Origin of the sequence: Actinobacillus capsulatus DSM 19761 (assembly GCF_000374285.1) — a bacterium.
In the GTDB taxonomy this organism is placed as follows: Bacteria; Pseudomonadota; Gammaproteobacteria; order Enterobacterales; family Pasteurellaceae; genus Actinobacillus; species Actinobacillus capsulatus.
In genome coordinates this window covers 79,315-94,008 of the sequence record NZ_KB893936.1, presented here as the reverse complement: position 1 = coordinate 94,008, position 14,694 = coordinate 79,315, and the positions used below count along the sequence as shown (strand labels likewise).

The following is a 14,694-nucleotide window of genomic DNA, read 5'->3' as shown; positions in this document are numbered from 1 at the left end:
CTTCTTTGAAAAAGAGGGGAAGAGTCAAATAAAAGAGGATATTATGCCAAAAGTTGTTTTTCTTCCGCATGAAGAGTTCTGTCCGGAAGGTATGGTGATTGAAGCACAAACCGGCGACAATTTATTAGAGTTAGCGCACAATGCGGGTGTAGAAATTCACCATGCTTGTGACGGTTCTTGTGCGTGTACGACTTGCCATGTGGTTATTCGTGAAGGGTTTGATTCATTAAATGAAACGACCGATCAAGAAGAAGATATGCTAGATAAAGCATGGGGTCTGGAAATGGATAGCCGTTTAAGTTGCCAATGTGTAGTGGGTGAAGAAGACTTAGTGGTAGAAATTCCGAAATATAACTTAAATCATGCAAATGAGGCGGCACACTAATGAAATGGTCTGATACACGCATGATTGCGGAAAATCTATATGATATGAATCCGGATTTAGATCCGACAACAGTTCGTTTTACCGATATGCACAAATGGATCTGTGAAATGGAAGATTTTGATGATGATCCGGAAGCGTCAAACGAACATATTTTAGAAGCGATTTTAACCATTTGGTTAGAGGAATACGAATAAGTGTTCAAATAAGAAATCAAAAAGGAAATGGAGAAGGCAGAGCGAAGTCATCGCACTGCCATGTGTGAAAGCTAATTCAATAGTATCTGATTTCTCTTTAGTTAAATCTTTATTGCCATGCTTAAAAGAACTGGTTGCAAGGTGTTTTTCTTGATAATAGAGTTCCATTGGTAATGGAATACGTTCATTATGCGAATAGCTAAATGACAAACGATTCTCTGGGGTAAAGTCCCAAGATGTTGTCGCCGCATAAGAAAGTGCATTTTGTTTATATAGCGTTAAGTCCGGATGAACCGGTGAATATTCCTTAGGTCTTGATGGATCTTTCAATAAACTGTTCAAGGCATGATTTAATAATTTCTTTTCATAATGTACCGGTGTTTTTTGTTTTTCATAACAAACAGCGATATCTAAGCTAAATTTGCCTAAATTAAATTGTTCCAGACCAAATAAACTGACCGCTTTTATTTGTATCTCGCACAAGTTCCACTAACGTATCGGCAGCAACGACGTGGTCGGGGGAAAGTGAGGACATATCAATCACATCGGTACCGTTTTGCATAATTTTGACACGTACGCTGTCTTGTCCTCGAATAATCGGCTTACTCGCACCGCCACTAAACGGATTTGAATGTATGCCGAGCTCACCCGCCAACGCATTACCTAAAGTTGCCGACCGATGTTTTAATTGCGATTTATCCACGACCTGATCGCTGATATTGTCGGCATTGTTGAGAACCGAATCCCCTAGTTTGTTTTATGCATTAACCTTCATTTCTTCTAATTCAATACGTTTTTCAGCCTGAGCTGTTAGGCTTAATAACGTAAAGAGAGCTAATGTAATAGCATTTTTCTCTATTGTTTCCCTCTTTTATCTAATAAGAATAATTAAGAGGGGGCAGTATAAAACGAATAAACTATAAAAAAATAGTGGAAATGACAAAATCCATTAAATTTTTTATGGTTTAAATAAGATGCTAGAGTTAATGCATAGATTTTTTTAGAAGCGCTATTGCATTTGCCCTACGTTTATTCAGTTCATCTCTAATTGCTTGCTTTTCATAACCATCTGTAATCACTTGTTGTACATCGACTTGATTTGATGCTTCGAAATAACGCTTAGCGAGTTTAACTTGTGGATATTCTCTAGTTTCAAAGCCTAATCTGCCTCTGGCGTCTGCCTCACAAGCGAGTAAAAAATCAAAGAAACGTTGCGGTTTACGCCATACATCAAGTGCATTAAATACTTTTAATACGGTTTCCGGACGTAGCTCTGCCATTTTATGGCAGTGGGTGTGGTACTCAGTGACCAAAATGGCGAAATCTTTAATATCTGTCGGCACTTTTAAACGATTGGATAACTCTCGAGCCGGTTTGATGCCTTTCACTTCGTGTCCGTAGTGGTGGGGAAGAATCTCTTTTTCAGTTAACCCTTTGCCTAAATCATGGCAAAGAGCGGCCCAGAGTAAAGCGGTCGGATTTTCTGCATTTTTTGCAAGCCGTTTGGCTTGCTCAATTACTAGTAAGGTATGAATCCCGCTATCAATTTCAGGATGATGTTGTTTGGGCTGAGGCACGCCGAATAAGCGGTCTAATTCCGGAAATAACACCGCTAACGCACCGATTTCTCGTAATACTTCAAAATAGATTTGCGGATTATCCGTTGTAAAGGCTTTTTGGGTTTCTAACCAAACACGCTCGGCAGTTAAGTGAGCCAATTCACCACAAGCGGTCATTTCCTGCATTAATTTTACCGTTTCAGGCGCAATGTTAAAGCCAAGCGAATGGAAACGGGCGGCAAAGCGAGCCACTCTTAAAACCCGTAGAGGATCTTCACTAAATGCTGGTGAAATATGACGAAGCAGACGATTTGCTAAATCTTGTTTACCGCCGTATGGGTCAAAAATTTGACCGCTTGCACCTTGGGCAATCGCATTAATGGTTAAATCTCGGCGAATTAAATCTTGTTCTAGCGTGACATCGGGCGAAAAATCACAGAGAAAGCCGTTATAGCCGATCCCGTTTTTACGTTCTTGGCGAGCTAGCGCATATTCTTCTTTGGTTTTTGGATGTAAAAAAACGGGGAAGTCATTACCGACTTGCTGATAGCCTTGTGCTAACAATTGTTCGGGCGTTGCGCCAACCACCAGATAATCTCGATCTTTTACCGGTAAGTTTAATAGCTGATCACGGACTGCGCCGCCAACGAGATAAATTTGCATAGTTTTGTTACTTTTGTGAAAGATGATTCCATTTTGCAGAATTATAAAAAAATTTGACCGCTTGTGTTGAGTGCAAGCGGTCAAATTTCTAACTTATTTTGCGATTATGCAACGGTTACTGATTCAATTACTACATCTTCAACCGGTACATCTTGGTGGAAGCCTTTGTTGCAGGTTTTCACGCCTTTGATTTTATCAACCACGTCCATACCTTCAACCACTTCACCGAATACTGCATAACCCCATTCTTGCACCACTTCACGACCAAACATTTCTTTTGAACGGTAATCTAAGAAAGTGTTGTCCGCTACGTTGATAAAGAATTGTGAGCTTGCTGAATGCGGATCAGAAGTACGCGCCATGGCAAGTGTGCCGCGTTTGTTGCTTAAACGGTTGTTCGCTTCGTTTTGAATCGGCGCTTTGGTTGCTTTTTCAATTAAGCCTGAAGTCATACCGCCGCCTTGAATCATAAAGCCGTCAATCACACGGTGGAAAATCGTACCGTTATAAAAGCCTTCTTTGCAGTAATCTTCAAAGTTTTTTGCCGTTACCGGTGCTTTTTCAAAGTTAAGTTCGATTTTAATGTCACCGAAATTCGTATGTAATGTAATCATTTAGATTTCCTTATAAAAGAGAAAGGGAAGTTTGGTGCGTTATTATTAAAAAGTTTACGGGAAATTGCAAAAAAATCTCAAAATTAGACCGCTTATTCGCTATACTTCTCAACATTGCTATAACAAATCAGTACAGAGGATACTATGCTCAAAATTTATAACACTTTAAAACGTGAAAAAGAAGAATTTAAACCGATTAACTCGAGCCAAGTTGGTATGTATGTCTGCGGTGTTACGGTTTACGATCTCTGTCACTTTGGGCACGGACGTACTTTTGTATCATTTGACGTGATTGCCCGCTATTTACGTTATTTAGGCTATAACTTACGCTATGTGCGTAACATAACCGATGTGGACGATAAAATCATCAAACGTGCATTAGAAAATAATGAAACAACCGATCAACTCGTAGAGAGAATGATCGCTGAAATGCATAAAGATTTTGATGCGTTGAATATTCTCCGTCCTGATATTGAACCACGAGCAACACAAAATATTGCAGAAATTATTGCAATGGTGGAAAAGCTGATCGCAAATGGGCACGCCTATGTTGCAGCAGACGGCGATGTAATGTTTGATGTAGAAAGTTTCAAAAAATACGGTGCGTTATCTCGCCAAAATTTAGAACAATTACAAGCCGGCGCACGTGTTGAAATTAAATCGGTGAAGAAAAATCCGATGGACTTCGTATTATGGAAAATGTCGAAAGCAGGCGAGCCGAGCTGGCAAAGCCCGTGGGGTAACGGTCGCCCGGGTTGGCATATTGAATGTTCGGCAATGAACAGCAAAGAGTTAGGCGAACATTTTGATATTCACGGCGGCGGTTCGGATTTAATGTTCCCACACCACGAAAACGAAATCGCTCAATCTTGCTGTGCCTATGGCGGCGATTATGTAAATTACTGGTTACATACCGGTATGTTAACGATTGATGATGAGAAAATGTCAAAATCGCTCGGCAATTTCTTCACCATTCGTACCATGTTAGAAAAATATGAGTCGGAAACTTTACGTTATTTCTTCTTAACCGCGCACTATCGTAGCTTATTAAATTACAGTTTAGATAATTTAGATTTAGCTCGTTCGGCGTTAGAGCGTTTATATACTTCATTACGTGGTTGTGATTTATCGGTTGAGATTGCCGGCGGCGAACAATACGTCGAAGCGTTTAAAGCGGCAATGGACGATGATTTCAATACACCGGGCGCATTAGCGGTGTTATTTGAAATCGCACGTGAAGTGAATAAACTCAAAACCGAAGATATGGCGAAAGCGAACGGTTTAGCGGTGCGTTTAAAAGAATTAGCCGGCGTATTAGGTTTACTTTATCAAGATCCGGAAGCGTTTTTACAAGGCGATGCGAACAATGATGAAGTTGCGGAAATTGAATCGCTAATTAAACAGCGCAACGAAGCAAAAGCAGCGAAAAACTGGGCGGTAGCCGATGAAGTGCGTGATAAGCTAAAAGCAATGAATATCGTACTGGAAGACACACCAAACGGCACAACGTGGCGTAAGGTGTAAGAATTAATCCCCCATTTGATGAAAATAGAATGGGGGATTTTTTTATATATTTATTTAGCAAATTTATAAGCTAAATCATTCCAACGTAATTCATTTTTAAGCTGTGGTAACTCCGTATTTTTATTAATATGAATAAACTCTATACCGAAATATTCAGCGAATGTGCGTAACATTTCTGCATCAATATCTAAACTGAAAGCACTATGATGAGCACCTCCAGCTAAAATCCACGCTTGTGTTCCAACATCAAAGTTTGGTTGTAATTTCCAAAATGCGTGCCCCACCGGTAAATTAGGCATTTGATTTAGCGGATCAATCGCATCTAAATCCGCAACCACCATTCTAAAACGTTCGCCCATATCTACAACTGTTGCATTTACTGCCTTACCTGCCTTACTACTGAAAATTAATCTAACAGGGTCTGCTTTACCGCCAATACCTAAAGGGCTAATGGCTAATTTTGCTTGTTCTTTGGCAATAGATGGACAAATTTCTAACATATGAGCACCTAATACAACCTGATTTTTCTCATCTAAGTCGTAAGTATAATCTTCCATAAATGAAGAACCATTTGGTAAGCCATAGCCCATTACTTTAACAGCACGAACCAGTGCAGCGGTTTTCCAGTCTCCCTCTCCACCAAAGCCGTAACCTTGTTCCATTAAGCGTTGAACTGCTAAACCAGGCAATTGTTTAATGCCATTTAAGTTTTGGAAATTATCAGTGAAGGCTTTAAATCCGCCATTATCTAAGAAGTTTTTTAAACCAATTTCAATGCGAGCTGAATATTTTAACGATTCTCGTGCTGTACCATTTGCTTGCAAACTTTCCTCAACATTATACAAGCGGTCATATTCTGCTAATAATTTGCAAATCTCTTCATCAGAAACCATATTAATAGCATCTGCTAATTCATAAACACCATAGCCGTTTACGCTATAACCAAACACTTTTTGAGCTTCTACTTTATCGCCTTCAGTTACTGCAACTTCTCGCATATTATCGCCAAAGCGAGCAATTTTAAGTTGTTTATGATCGTAAATAGCGACAGCTACACGCATCCAACGCTCAAATTTTGCTCTTACACTTTCATCTTGCCAATGCCCTACTACTATTGTTCTTGGTAGGCGTAAACGAGATACTAAGAAACCAAATTCTCGATCTCCGTGGGCTGTTTGGTGTAAGTTCATATAATCCATATCAATGTTATCCCACGGAATATGGCGGTTAAATTGCGTATGGAATTGCACTAATGGTTTTGAGAATGCTTGCAGTCCTGCAATCCACATCTTAGCCGGAGAAAAAGTGTGCATCCAGGCAATAACACCAATGCAATTTTCTTGGTTATTCGCAGCTTTACATGCTTCATAAACTTCTTCCAGTGTAGTGGCTACCGGTTTTAATTTAATTTTAACAAATGGATTTTGTTTATTTAGATAATCCACAATTTCTGTAGCATCTGCTTCAACTTGTTTTAATGCTTCAGATCCATATAAATGTTGGCTACCAACAATAAACCAAGCTTCTAATGATTTAATAAATTCCATAAAAAACTCCTATTCTTTAAATGCTAAAACGGCTTCTTTCACGATACTAAAACCTTTTTTATAGCGTTGCATAAAGGCGTTATATCCCGTTGATATTTCGGCATCGGGTTCTATAACAGAAACTGTGGTTGAATTAAAAATTTGATGATCGAGATATTCGTCTAATGAAACACCTTTTTGATGCTCATTTAGATAATTTGCAAGTAAGGCTATTCCCCAAGCTCCACCTTCACTTGCGGTTTGCATAGTAGCAATCGGCACATTTAGGGCGGAAGCTAAGAATTTTTGAGCGACATTTTCGGTTTTAAAAATACCGCCGTGCCCTAAAATTTGGCTAATTTCAACCTTTTCTTGCTGCATTAAAATATCCATTCCGATTTTCATTGCGGCAAAAGCGGTATAAAGATGAACTCGCATAAAATTCGCTAAATTGAAATTAGCATTCGCAGGGTGCATAAAGGTTGGGCAACCTTCCGATAAGCCAACAATATGTTCACCTGAATAAAAACCGTAAGAGAGCAAATTACCGCAATCAGCATCGCCCTCTAAGGCTTTTGAAAAGAGCGTTTGGTATAAGGTATCTGTATCACAAGATAAATTGAGAGTAGATAAGGTTTCTTTAAATAATCCAACCCACGCATTAATATCTGAAGAACAATTATTGGAATGTGCCATTGCAACCAACTTACCTGTTGGCGTTGTTACCATATCCAACTCTTCATACACTTTTGAGAGTTCTTTTTGTAGTACGATCATCGCAAAAGCAGAAGTACCCGCTGAAATATTGCCGGTTTTCTCTGAAATACTATTCGTTGCCACCATTCCTGTACCGGCATCGCCTTCTGGAGGACAAAGAGTAGAACCGGCTTGTAGTCTACCTGTAGGATCAAGTAATAATACTCCTTGTTCGGTTAAAACACCTGCTTTTTCTCCGGCGACCAGTACTCTAGGCAAAATTTGGACAATAGACCAATTAAATCCTTTATCTTTGATTTGGTTGTCGAATTGATTTAACATTTTCTGATGGTAATTTTTGCTTGTTAAATCAATAGGAAACATTCCTGAAGCATCCCCCACACCCAGCACTTTTTCACCGGTTAATTGCCAATGAACATAACCTGCTAAAGTGGTAATAAAATCAACTTCAGGTAAATGAGGCTCATTGTTAAGAATGGCTTGATAGAGGTGAGCGATACTCCAACGTTGTGGGATGTTATAGTTAAAGAGTTGAGTTAATTGATGTGAGGCTTCACCGGTAAAGTTATTTCGCCAAGTACGGAATGGCACTAATAATTCATTTTTTTGATTAAAGGCTAAATAACCGTGCATCATAGCACTAATACCAATATTGGCTATTTTTTGTAATGGTTGTCCATATTGTTTATATACATTATCTGCTAATTCCTTAAATGCGGATTGAATCCCAATCCAAACTTCATCTAAAGGATAAGTCCATATTCCATCGACATAATGATTTTCCCAGTTAAATCCACCAACGGAAAGAATATTTCCCTTGATATCAATTAACACTGCTTTGATACGGGTTGAACCAAGTTCAATCCCTAGTGAAATATTACCGTCAATAATGGCTTTTTTGGCTTCTGACATAAAAATCCCCTAAAGTATATTTAAGTGAGCATTAGACTAACACTCAAAAATAACTAAAGTTAGGGGATAAATAGCTATTTATATGGATAAAACAGCTACATTATTTTAAATGAGATTGAGATCACAATTTTATCGAGAATCTCTAAATGCAGAAGGGCTTAATCCTGTATAACGTTTGAATAAACGAGTGAAATAGAGCTGATCATCATAACCTAATTGGCGAGCAATATGATAAATAGGTGCATTTGAAGTATGTAATAAATGCCGTGCTCTTATCATTCGTTGTTCTTCTCGCCATTTCACTATGCTAGTGCCCACTTGCTCAACAAATAAATGGGTTAAACGAGAAGGTGAAATGTGGATATATTCAGCTAATTCCTCAATTTTATGATTAATATGAATATCTTGTGAAATTAAATTGCACACATCTAATATTCTTGGCTCTATTTTTCTTTTTTGGTTGGAGGGTTCTAGTTCTATACAGGTAATAATTAATTGTTCTAGCAAGCACATCGACATTGCTTCTGAAAAGAAGCGGTTAGAATTATACTCTTTTTCAATTTGTTGAAATAAAGCCAAAATATTTTGATATGTTTTTTGATCAGGTATGGTTAATCTACCCACATTTTGAACCGTATCACTCCATTTAAGCCAATCTTTCCATAATGTTCTGGCTCTAAAGTAAATCCATTGATGATGCCAAGAGTCAGAATCGGGAGAACGTTGATAATCATGAACAGCATTTGGAGGAAATAAAAGAAGATCACCAACTTTACAATCAAATTGGTGATCATATTGAAATACCGAACCTTTCCCTTTAATAGTTAAATTTAAAATATAACCATTCATTCCGTTAGGTCTATAGATTGGAAAATCCAACTCATTTGATCTTTCAATTTGAGTACAACCTGCTACTAAATAAGCATTAAAGTCATACCCAGGAAGTAAAGGGTTATTTTGTAAATCTTGTTTATGCTCTCGCATTACTATTCCGATAATTTTATTTAAATATTTTTTGTTTATATTTATCAAAAATTACTGCTGTCATCAAGATCAAACCACGTACAACATATTGAGCAAATGGTGAAATATTAAGAAGATTCATCACATTTTCAATTGTTCCGAGGATAAGGACACCGGCAATTACAAATGAAATTCTACCTACGCCACCAGTTAATGAAACACCACCTAATACGCAAGCGGATATTGCAGTTAATTCAAAACCGACTGATGTCATTGGCTGACCACTTGTCATACGGGCAGCTAAAATCACTCCGGCAACCGCAGAAATAAATCCTGATACGACAAAAATCATTAATTTTGTGCGATCTACGTTAATCCCTGCTAATCTAGCTGCTTCCTGGTTACCACCAATTGCAAGAGTATTACGACCATAAGTAGTTTTACTTAATAGGAAACCAAAGATAATAAAACAAAGAACGGTAAACCAAATTGGCAGTGGTACGCCTAAGAAATCTTGATAACCGATTTCAAAAAATTCTTCTTGGGTAATACCTACTGCTTTACCATCGGAAATAATATAACCTAAACCGCGGGCAATCTGCATACTGGCAAGAGTAGTAATTAAAGAGTTGATTTTTAATTTAGCTATAATAAAACCGTTTAATAAACCAACTGCAATACCTAACCCAACACCGGCTAACACGCCGAACCATACACTTTGAGTGAGGTTAATCACTACGGCAGTTACTACACCAGCACAAGCAATCACTGAAGCAACAGATAAGTCAATTTCACCAGCAGCCAAGCAGAATAACATTCCACAAGCTACCATACCACTCATTGATATAGCTAAACCTAAGCCTTTCATATTAATTACGGTTGCAAAATTAGGTACAAAGATACAAGCCGCAATAAAAATCGTAAAGAAAATTAGTAACATTCCATAAGTAGTCCAAATTTTATTAATTGGGGTTGCTAATTTTACATTTGTAGTCATAGTGCCTGACATAATATATTCCTCATCAGTAAAAATTCTAGTTATTAACCATAGCAAGTTTTAGAATACCAGCTTCCGTTGCATCTTCTCTGCTGACTTCCCCAGTTATTTGTTGCCCTTTCATCACCATTATGCGATCAGATAAACCTATAACTTCCGGTAAATCACTTGACACTACAATAATGACGAGCTTTTCATCTGCAAGTTTAAAAATTAAATCATAAATTTCCGATTTTGCTCCTACATCAATCCCTCTTGTCGGTTCATCTAAAAGGAGGACTTTCACATTTTCAGATAACCATCTACCAAGAATCACTTTTTGCTGATTACCACCTGATAAATTCACAATTAATTGCTCAATAGAAGGCGTTTTTACATTCATTTGTTTACGCTGGAACTCAGCATTTTCTTTTTCCCATTTATCATTAATGATGAAGCTCATAAAATTGTGTAAACGCCTTGCACTAATATTAATATTTTCACCAACCGTTGCGGTTGGAATTATTCCCTCTTTTTTACGATCTTCGGGACAAAGCACAATACCATTCGCAATCGCATCTTTAGGCGAATTGATTGTTAGTTTATTTCCATCTAATTCTATCGAGCCTTGTGTGATTTTATCGGCTCCAAAAATCACTTTAAGTAATTCTGAGCGTCCTGCTCCCACTAAACCAAATAATCCTAATACTTCGCCTGCTTTTACACTTAAATTAAAATTACCTTTAAGTGCTGTTCCTGACAGATTAGAAATATTTAAACGTTCTTCCCCAAGTTCTCTCGAGCGGTAATTATAAATATCTCCTAAATTACGCCCCACCATACTACGCACAAGATCATCATTAGTTATTTTGGATAAATCGGAGAAAGTCTGTACAAACTGTCCATCTTTTAAAACAGTGATTTCATCACTAATTCTAAAAATTTCTTCCATACGATGGGAAATATATAAAATCACTTTTCCTTCTGCTTTTAGCTCATTAATCACGGAAAATAATTTTTCGATTTCAGGGGCAGATAAACTACTGGTTGGTTCGTCAAAGGCTATGATTTTTGCTCCACGGCTTAATGCTTTCGCAATTTCAATCATTTGCCATTGCCCAATAGATAAATCTTTTAATTGAGTAGAAGGGGAAATGTTCAATTCCAATTTATCTAAATAAAATTGAGCTGTTTCTTCTAATTTCTTTTGATTAACAACCCCAAAAGAATGTGGAAATTGACCTAAGCATAAATTTTCTGCTACCGTCATTTCAGGCACAATATTTAATTCTTGATAAATAATGGCAACACCTGCAGTCAACGCATCTTTAGTATTACGAAAATTAACTGTTCGACCACCAATATGTAATTTGCCTTGAGTTGCAGAATAATTGCCACTTAAAATTTTCAGTAAGGTGGATTTACCTGCTCCATTTTCACCCATTAATGCATGAATTTTACCTTCATAGCATTTAAATGAAACGCCTTGTAAAGCCTTAACTCCGGGGAATTCTTTATGAATATTATCAAATTCTAAATATGCAACCATACATCCTCCTTACTGAAATTATTCGTTAAAAATTAAAGACCTTTTTTATCCAATTCGGCTCTAAAATTCTCACGATTTAATAGAACAGGATCACCAATCGGAGTATATTTAGGTGGTTCAATCCCTTCTTTTACCCATTTATATAGCATTTCTGTACTACGATAACCGTGCACATCGGGGCTTGGTAATAATGAACCAACAAAGCCTGTTGCATTCGGTTTAGATAGTTCATTAACCGCATCCGTACCATTAATACCAATACCGATTACATTTTCAGCTTTAAATCCTTGCCCTTCAGTTGCACGAACACCACCTAACACAGTATTATCGTTCATACCGACAATTAACCAGTTTTTGACTTCAGGATGTTGTACAAGCATTGAATTAGCTGCATCTAAAGCCCCGGGTATATCATTACTTTTCGTTGGTGATTTATAAATTTTTTCTGCCGGGAATCCTGCTTTAATCAAAGCATCAATAGAACCCTCTGTACGACGGCGAGCGGTATCTAACTCATCAGCTGTAATAGCAAGCACAGCTGTATCTTTTACATCCCAATTTCGCTTTTGCATCTCTTTATAAAGTTCCTGACCTTGACGTTCACCAATTTCAGTTGCCGCCATCATAATTAACGGCACATTCGCCATCGGTTCACCCGCAGAATTTAAGAACTGATCATCTACAGTAACAACTTTCAAATCGTAAGCTCTCGCTTTAGCCATAATAGCAGGACCTAATTTAGGATCAGGCGTGCAAATCACAAATCCTTTTGCTCCATTAGCAGCTAAATTATCTATAGCATTTAATGTTTTTTCTCCATCAGGTACCGCAATTTTTATGATTTCAACACCACCTAAATCTTGAGCGGCTTTATCAGCAAAACGCCATTCAGTTTGGAACCATGGTTCTTCAGGTTGTTTTACTAAGAAACCTAATTTAAGGTTATCTGTAGATTTAGCATAGGTAAAACCTGAATGTAAGCCACTGATAGCAAGAATAGAAACTGCTAAAAGTGATTTTAAAAAAGTTCTTTTGCTAGTTTTCATATAAAACTCCTAAAGTTAAATGTAACTATTAAATAACATTTCTGCTTGATAAATAGGCATGTGCTTTAATATGCAAATGGATAATAGCAATATATAAAGTGTGTATGTGTGATCTGTTTCACATTATGAATTTATAGCAAAAAAATCCATATATTCGACAATTAAATCCTTATGTATAAAGAATGAGTAATTTGTAAAAAATTTTGCAAATTCAACCGCTTTTTTCGCTCTTAGAATGATTGAATGTTCTTTTATTCCTTTTTGATATAAAAAAACTGGTTTAGTGAATTGACATAGCATTCTAGACGTCTAAAATAACTAGCTAATTTAATTGATTTATAGTATGGATATATTGTTATGATTCAGCTGAAAAATATCAGCAAACAGTTTGAGGTAAAGGGTAAAAAGATTACCGCCTTAGACAATGTAAACCTTGAGGTGCCGAAGGGGACAATTTACGGCGTAATCGGGGCGAGTGGTGCGGGCAAAAGTACGCTTATTCGCTGTGTGAATTTACTTGAACGTCCAACGATCGGTAGTGTAATTGTGGATGGGCAGGATTTGACCGCAATGTCGGAAAAAGAGTTGATTTTAGCTCGCCGTAATATTGCGATGATTTTCCAGCATTTTAATTTGTTGGCTTCACATACGGTATATGAAAATATTGCATTACCGTTAACTTTAAGCAATACGCCGAAAGAGCAGATTGAGAAGAAAGTAAATGAATTGATTGAATTAGTTGGCTTAACTGAACGTAAAGACGTTTATCCGAGCAATTTATCCGGTGGTCAGAAGCAACGTGTGGCGATTGCCCGTGCATTGGCAAGTGATCCGCATGTTTTATTATGTGATGAAGCGACAAGCGCGTTAGATCCGGCGACAACACAATCGATTTTACAATTATTAAAAGACATTAATAAGCGTTTAGGCTTAACCATTTTGTTGATTACCCATGAAATGGAAGTGGTAAAACGTATTTGTGATCGAGTGGCGGTGATCGATAAAGGGCAATTAATTGAAACCGGTTCGGTGAGTGAGATTTTCTCTAATCCGAAAACGGAACTGGCACAGAAATTTATTCAATCGACATTCCATTACGAATTACCGGCGGAATATACCGAACAGCTTTCTGAGCATCAAACGCCAAACGGGAAACCGATTATTAAATTTGAATTTACCGGTCGTTCGGTGGATGCGCCGTTACTTTCTATTGCATCGAAGAAATTTGGCATTGATTTCAGTATTTTAATGTCGCAAATTGACTATGCGGGCGGTGTTAAATTCGGTTTTGTGATTGCGGAAGTTACCGGTAATAACGATTCGATTGCAGAAGCCAAATTCTATTTAATTGATAATAATGTAAAAGTGGAGGTGTTAGGTTATGTGGGATAGTTTTATGCAAGAATTGACGCCTCAAATGTGGGGCTTAGTCGGCACTTCAACGCTTGAAACGCTCTATATGGGCTTTGCAGCGACTTTACTTGCTGTGGTAGTCGGTTTACCAATCGGTTTCTTAGCATTCTTAACCGGCAAAGGTGAGATTTTAGAGAACCCACGTTTACATCAGGTATTAGATGTTGTTATCAATATCGGTCGTTCTGTTCCGTTTATTATTTTGTTAGTGGTGTTGCTACCTTTTACCCGTTTATTAGTAGGGACAACACTCGGTACAACGGCGGCGATTGTGCCATTAAGTGTTTCAGCTATTCCATTTTTTGCTCGTTTAACTTCAAATGCGTTATTAGAAATTCCTGCAGGTTTAACCGAAGCGGCTAAATCAATGGGGGCAACCAATTGGCAGGTGATTCGTAAATTCTATTTACCGGAATCACTTCCGATTTTAATCAATGGTATCACGTTAACCTTAGTGGCTTTAATTGGTTACTCAGCAATGGCGGGTGCAGTTGGTGGCGGTGGTTTGGGTAACCTTGCCATCAGCTATGGTGAACACCGTAACATGGTCTATGTAAAATGGATCTCAACAATTATTATTGTAGCGATTGTAATGGTCAGCCAAAAAATTGGCGATAACCTTGCAAAACGTTACGATCATCGTTAAACACAAC

General features: G+C 37.7%; 13 protein-coding genes and 2 pseudogenes. 5 read left to right on the top strand and 10 right to left on the bottom strand.

From position 1 onward, the window contains the following. Nucleotides 1–43 precede the first annotated feature (43 nt). Together fdx and iscX are read left to right on the top strand one after the other, a co-directional pair. Complete coding sequence (fdx, locus tag C228_RS0106005) at nucleotides 44–385, top strand: ISC system 2Fe-2S type ferredoxin (protein ID WP_005623313.1); 342 nt, start codon at nucleotides 44–46, stop codon at nucleotides 383–385. Further along, nucleotides 385–579, top strand: a complete 195-nt coding sequence (gene iscX / locus C228_RS0106000; protein ID WP_018651770.1) for a Fe-S cluster assembly protein IscX — start codon at nucleotides 385–387, stop codon at nucleotides 577–579. Before fdx ends, iscX begins: the two co-directional genes overlap by 1 nt. On the opposite strand, the pseudogene C228_RS15160 reads toward iscX, so the two are convergent. The 4 genes and pseudogenes from C228_RS15160 to C228_RS0105980 all read right to left on the bottom strand — a co-directional run bounded on the left by C228_RS15160 (nucleotide 562) and on the right by C228_RS0105980 (nucleotide 3,415). After that, nucleotides 562–1,125 (bottom strand): annotated as a pseudogene (locus C228_RS15160) (TonB-dependent receptor). The gene iscX and the pseudogene C228_RS15160 overlap by 18 nt on opposite strands. Next, nucleotides 1,046–1,297, bottom strand: a pseudogene (locus tag C228_RS15155) (TonB-dependent receptor plug domain-containing protein); the annotation flags it as partial. The pseudogenes C228_RS15155 and C228_RS15160, both read right to left, overlap by 80 nt. A 265-nt stretch (nucleotides 1,298–1,562) precedes the next feature. After that, a complete protein-coding gene (locus C228_RS0105985) occupies nucleotides 1,563–2,801 on the bottom strand; it encodes a multifunctional CCA addition/repair protein (protein ID WP_018651769.1) in 1,239 nt (412 codons plus the stop codon). 104 nt (nucleotides 2,802–2,905) lie between these two features. Beyond that, a complete protein-coding gene (locus tag C228_RS0105980; protein ID WP_018651768.1) occupies nucleotides 2,906–3,415 on the bottom strand; it encodes a peptidylprolyl isomerase in 510 nt (169 codons plus the stop codon). 144 nt (nucleotides 3,416–3,559) lie between these two features. Here C228_RS0105980 and cysS point away from each other — a divergent pair, with 144 nt between their 5' ends. Then, nucleotides 3,560–4,939, top strand: coding sequence for a cysteine--tRNA ligase (gene cysS, locus C228_RS0105975; RefSeq protein WP_018651767.1), 1,380 nt, complete (start codon nucleotides 3,560–3,562; stop codon nucleotides 4,937–4,939). Between the two features lie 50 nt (nucleotides 4,940–4,989). On the opposite strand, the gene araA is transcribed toward cysS, so the two are convergent. The 6 genes from araA to C228_RS0105945 all read right to left on the bottom strand — a co-directional run bounded on the left by araA (nucleotide 4,990) and on the right by C228_RS0105945 (nucleotide 12,628). Further along, entirely contained in the window at nucleotides 4,990–6,486 is a 1,497-nt protein-coding gene (araA, locus tag C228_RS0105970; RefSeq protein ID WP_018651766.1) for an L-arabinose isomerase, read from the bottom strand. Nucleotides 6,487–6,495: 9 nt separating this feature from the next. Beyond that, nucleotides 6,496–8,094 (bottom strand): xylulokinase, encoded by a 1,599-nt coding sequence (locus C228_RS0105965; protein WP_018651765.1) that lies wholly within the window; start codon nucleotides 8,092–8,094, stop codon nucleotides 6,496–6,498. Nucleotides 8,095–8,223: 129 nt separating this feature from the next. Beyond that, a complete protein-coding gene (gene araC, locus C228_RS0105960; protein WP_018651764.1) occupies nucleotides 8,224–9,078 on the bottom strand; it encodes an arabinose operon transcriptional regulator AraC in 855 nt (284 codons plus the stop codon). 16 nt (nucleotides 9,079–9,094) lie between these two features. Continuing rightward, nucleotides 9,095–10,066 (bottom strand): L-arabinose ABC transporter permease AraH, encoded by a 972-nt coding sequence (araH, locus tag C228_RS0105955; RefSeq protein ID WP_018651763.1) that lies wholly within the window; start codon nucleotides 10,064–10,066, stop codon nucleotides 9,095–9,097. A 25-nt stretch (nucleotides 10,067–10,091) separates the two neighbouring features. After that, entirely contained in the window at nucleotides 10,092–11,582 is a 1,491-nt protein-coding gene (gene araG, locus C228_RS0105950) for an L-arabinose ABC transporter ATP-binding protein AraG (protein ID WP_018651762.1), read from the bottom strand. A gap of 32 nt (nucleotides 11,583–11,614) precedes the next feature. Next, nucleotides 11,615–12,628 (bottom strand): arabinose ABC transporter substrate-binding protein, encoded by a 1,014-nt coding sequence (locus C228_RS0105945; RefSeq protein WP_018651761.1) that lies wholly within the window; start codon nucleotides 12,626–12,628, stop codon nucleotides 11,615–11,617. Nucleotides 12,629–12,985: 357 nt separating this feature from the next. Between C228_RS0105945 and metN the strand changes: the two genes are divergently transcribed. Together metN and C228_RS0105930 are read left to right on the top strand one after the other, a co-directional pair. Beyond that, nucleotides 12,986–14,020, top strand: coding sequence for a methionine ABC transporter ATP-binding protein MetN (gene metN, locus C228_RS0105935; protein ID WP_018651760.1), 1,035 nt, complete (start codon nucleotides 12,986–12,988; stop codon nucleotides 14,018–14,020). Next, complete coding sequence (locus C228_RS0105930) at nucleotides 14,010–14,687, top strand: methionine ABC transporter permease (protein WP_018651759.1); 678 nt, start codon at nucleotides 14,010–14,012, stop codon at nucleotides 14,685–14,687. Before metN ends, C228_RS0105930 begins: the two co-directional genes overlap by 11 nt. The last annotated feature ends 7 nt before the right edge of the window (nucleotides 14,688–14,694 follow it).

Bases quoted from the DNA above. Each gene is read 5' to 3' on its own strand.
- fdx (WP_005623313.1), top strand. From the start codon at position 44: ATGCCAAAAGTTGTTTTTCTTCCGCATGAAGAGTTCTGTCCGGAAGGT.
- iscX (WP_018651770.1), top strand. From the start codon at position 385: ATGAAATGGTCTGATACACGCATGATTGCGGAAAATCTATATGATATG.
- C228_RS0105985 (WP_018651769.1), bottom strand. From the start codon at position 2,801: ATGCAAATTTATCTCGTTGGCGGCGCAGTCCGTGATCAGCTATTAAAC.
- C228_RS0105980 (WP_018651768.1), bottom strand. From the start codon at position 3,415: ATGATTACATTACATACGAATTTCGGTGACATTAAAATCGAACTTAAC.
- cysS (WP_018651767.1), top strand. From the start codon at position 3,560: ATGCTCAAAATTTATAACACTTTAAAACGTGAAAAAGAAGAATTTAAA.
- araA (WP_018651766.1), bottom strand. From the start codon at position 6,486: ATGGAATTTATTAAATCATTAGAAGCTTGGTTTATTGTTGGTAGCCAA.
- C228_RS0105965 (WP_018651765.1), bottom strand. From the start codon at position 8,094: ATGTCAGAAGCCAAAAAAGCCATTATTGACGGTAATATTTCACTAGGG.
- araC (WP_018651764.1), bottom strand. From the start codon at position 9,078: ATGCGAGAGCATAAACAAGATTTACAAAATAACCCTTTACTTCCTGGG.
- araH (WP_018651763.1), bottom strand. From the start codon at position 10,066: ATGTCAGGCACTATGACTACAAATGTAAAATTAGCAACCCCAATTAAT.
- araG (WP_018651762.1), bottom strand. From the start codon at position 11,582: ATGGTTGCATATTTAGAATTTGATAATATTCATAAAGAATTCCCCGGA.
- C228_RS0105945 (WP_018651761.1), bottom strand. From the start codon at position 12,628: ATGAAAACTAGCAAAAGAACTTTTTTAAAATCACTTTTAGCAGTTTCT.
- metN (WP_018651760.1), top strand. From the start codon at position 12,986: ATGATTCAGCTGAAAAATATCAGCAAACAGTTTGAGGTAAAGGGTAAA.
- C228_RS0105930 (WP_018651759.1), top strand. From the start codon at position 14,010: ATGTGGGATAGTTTTATGCAAGAATTGACGCCTCAAATGTGGGGCTTA.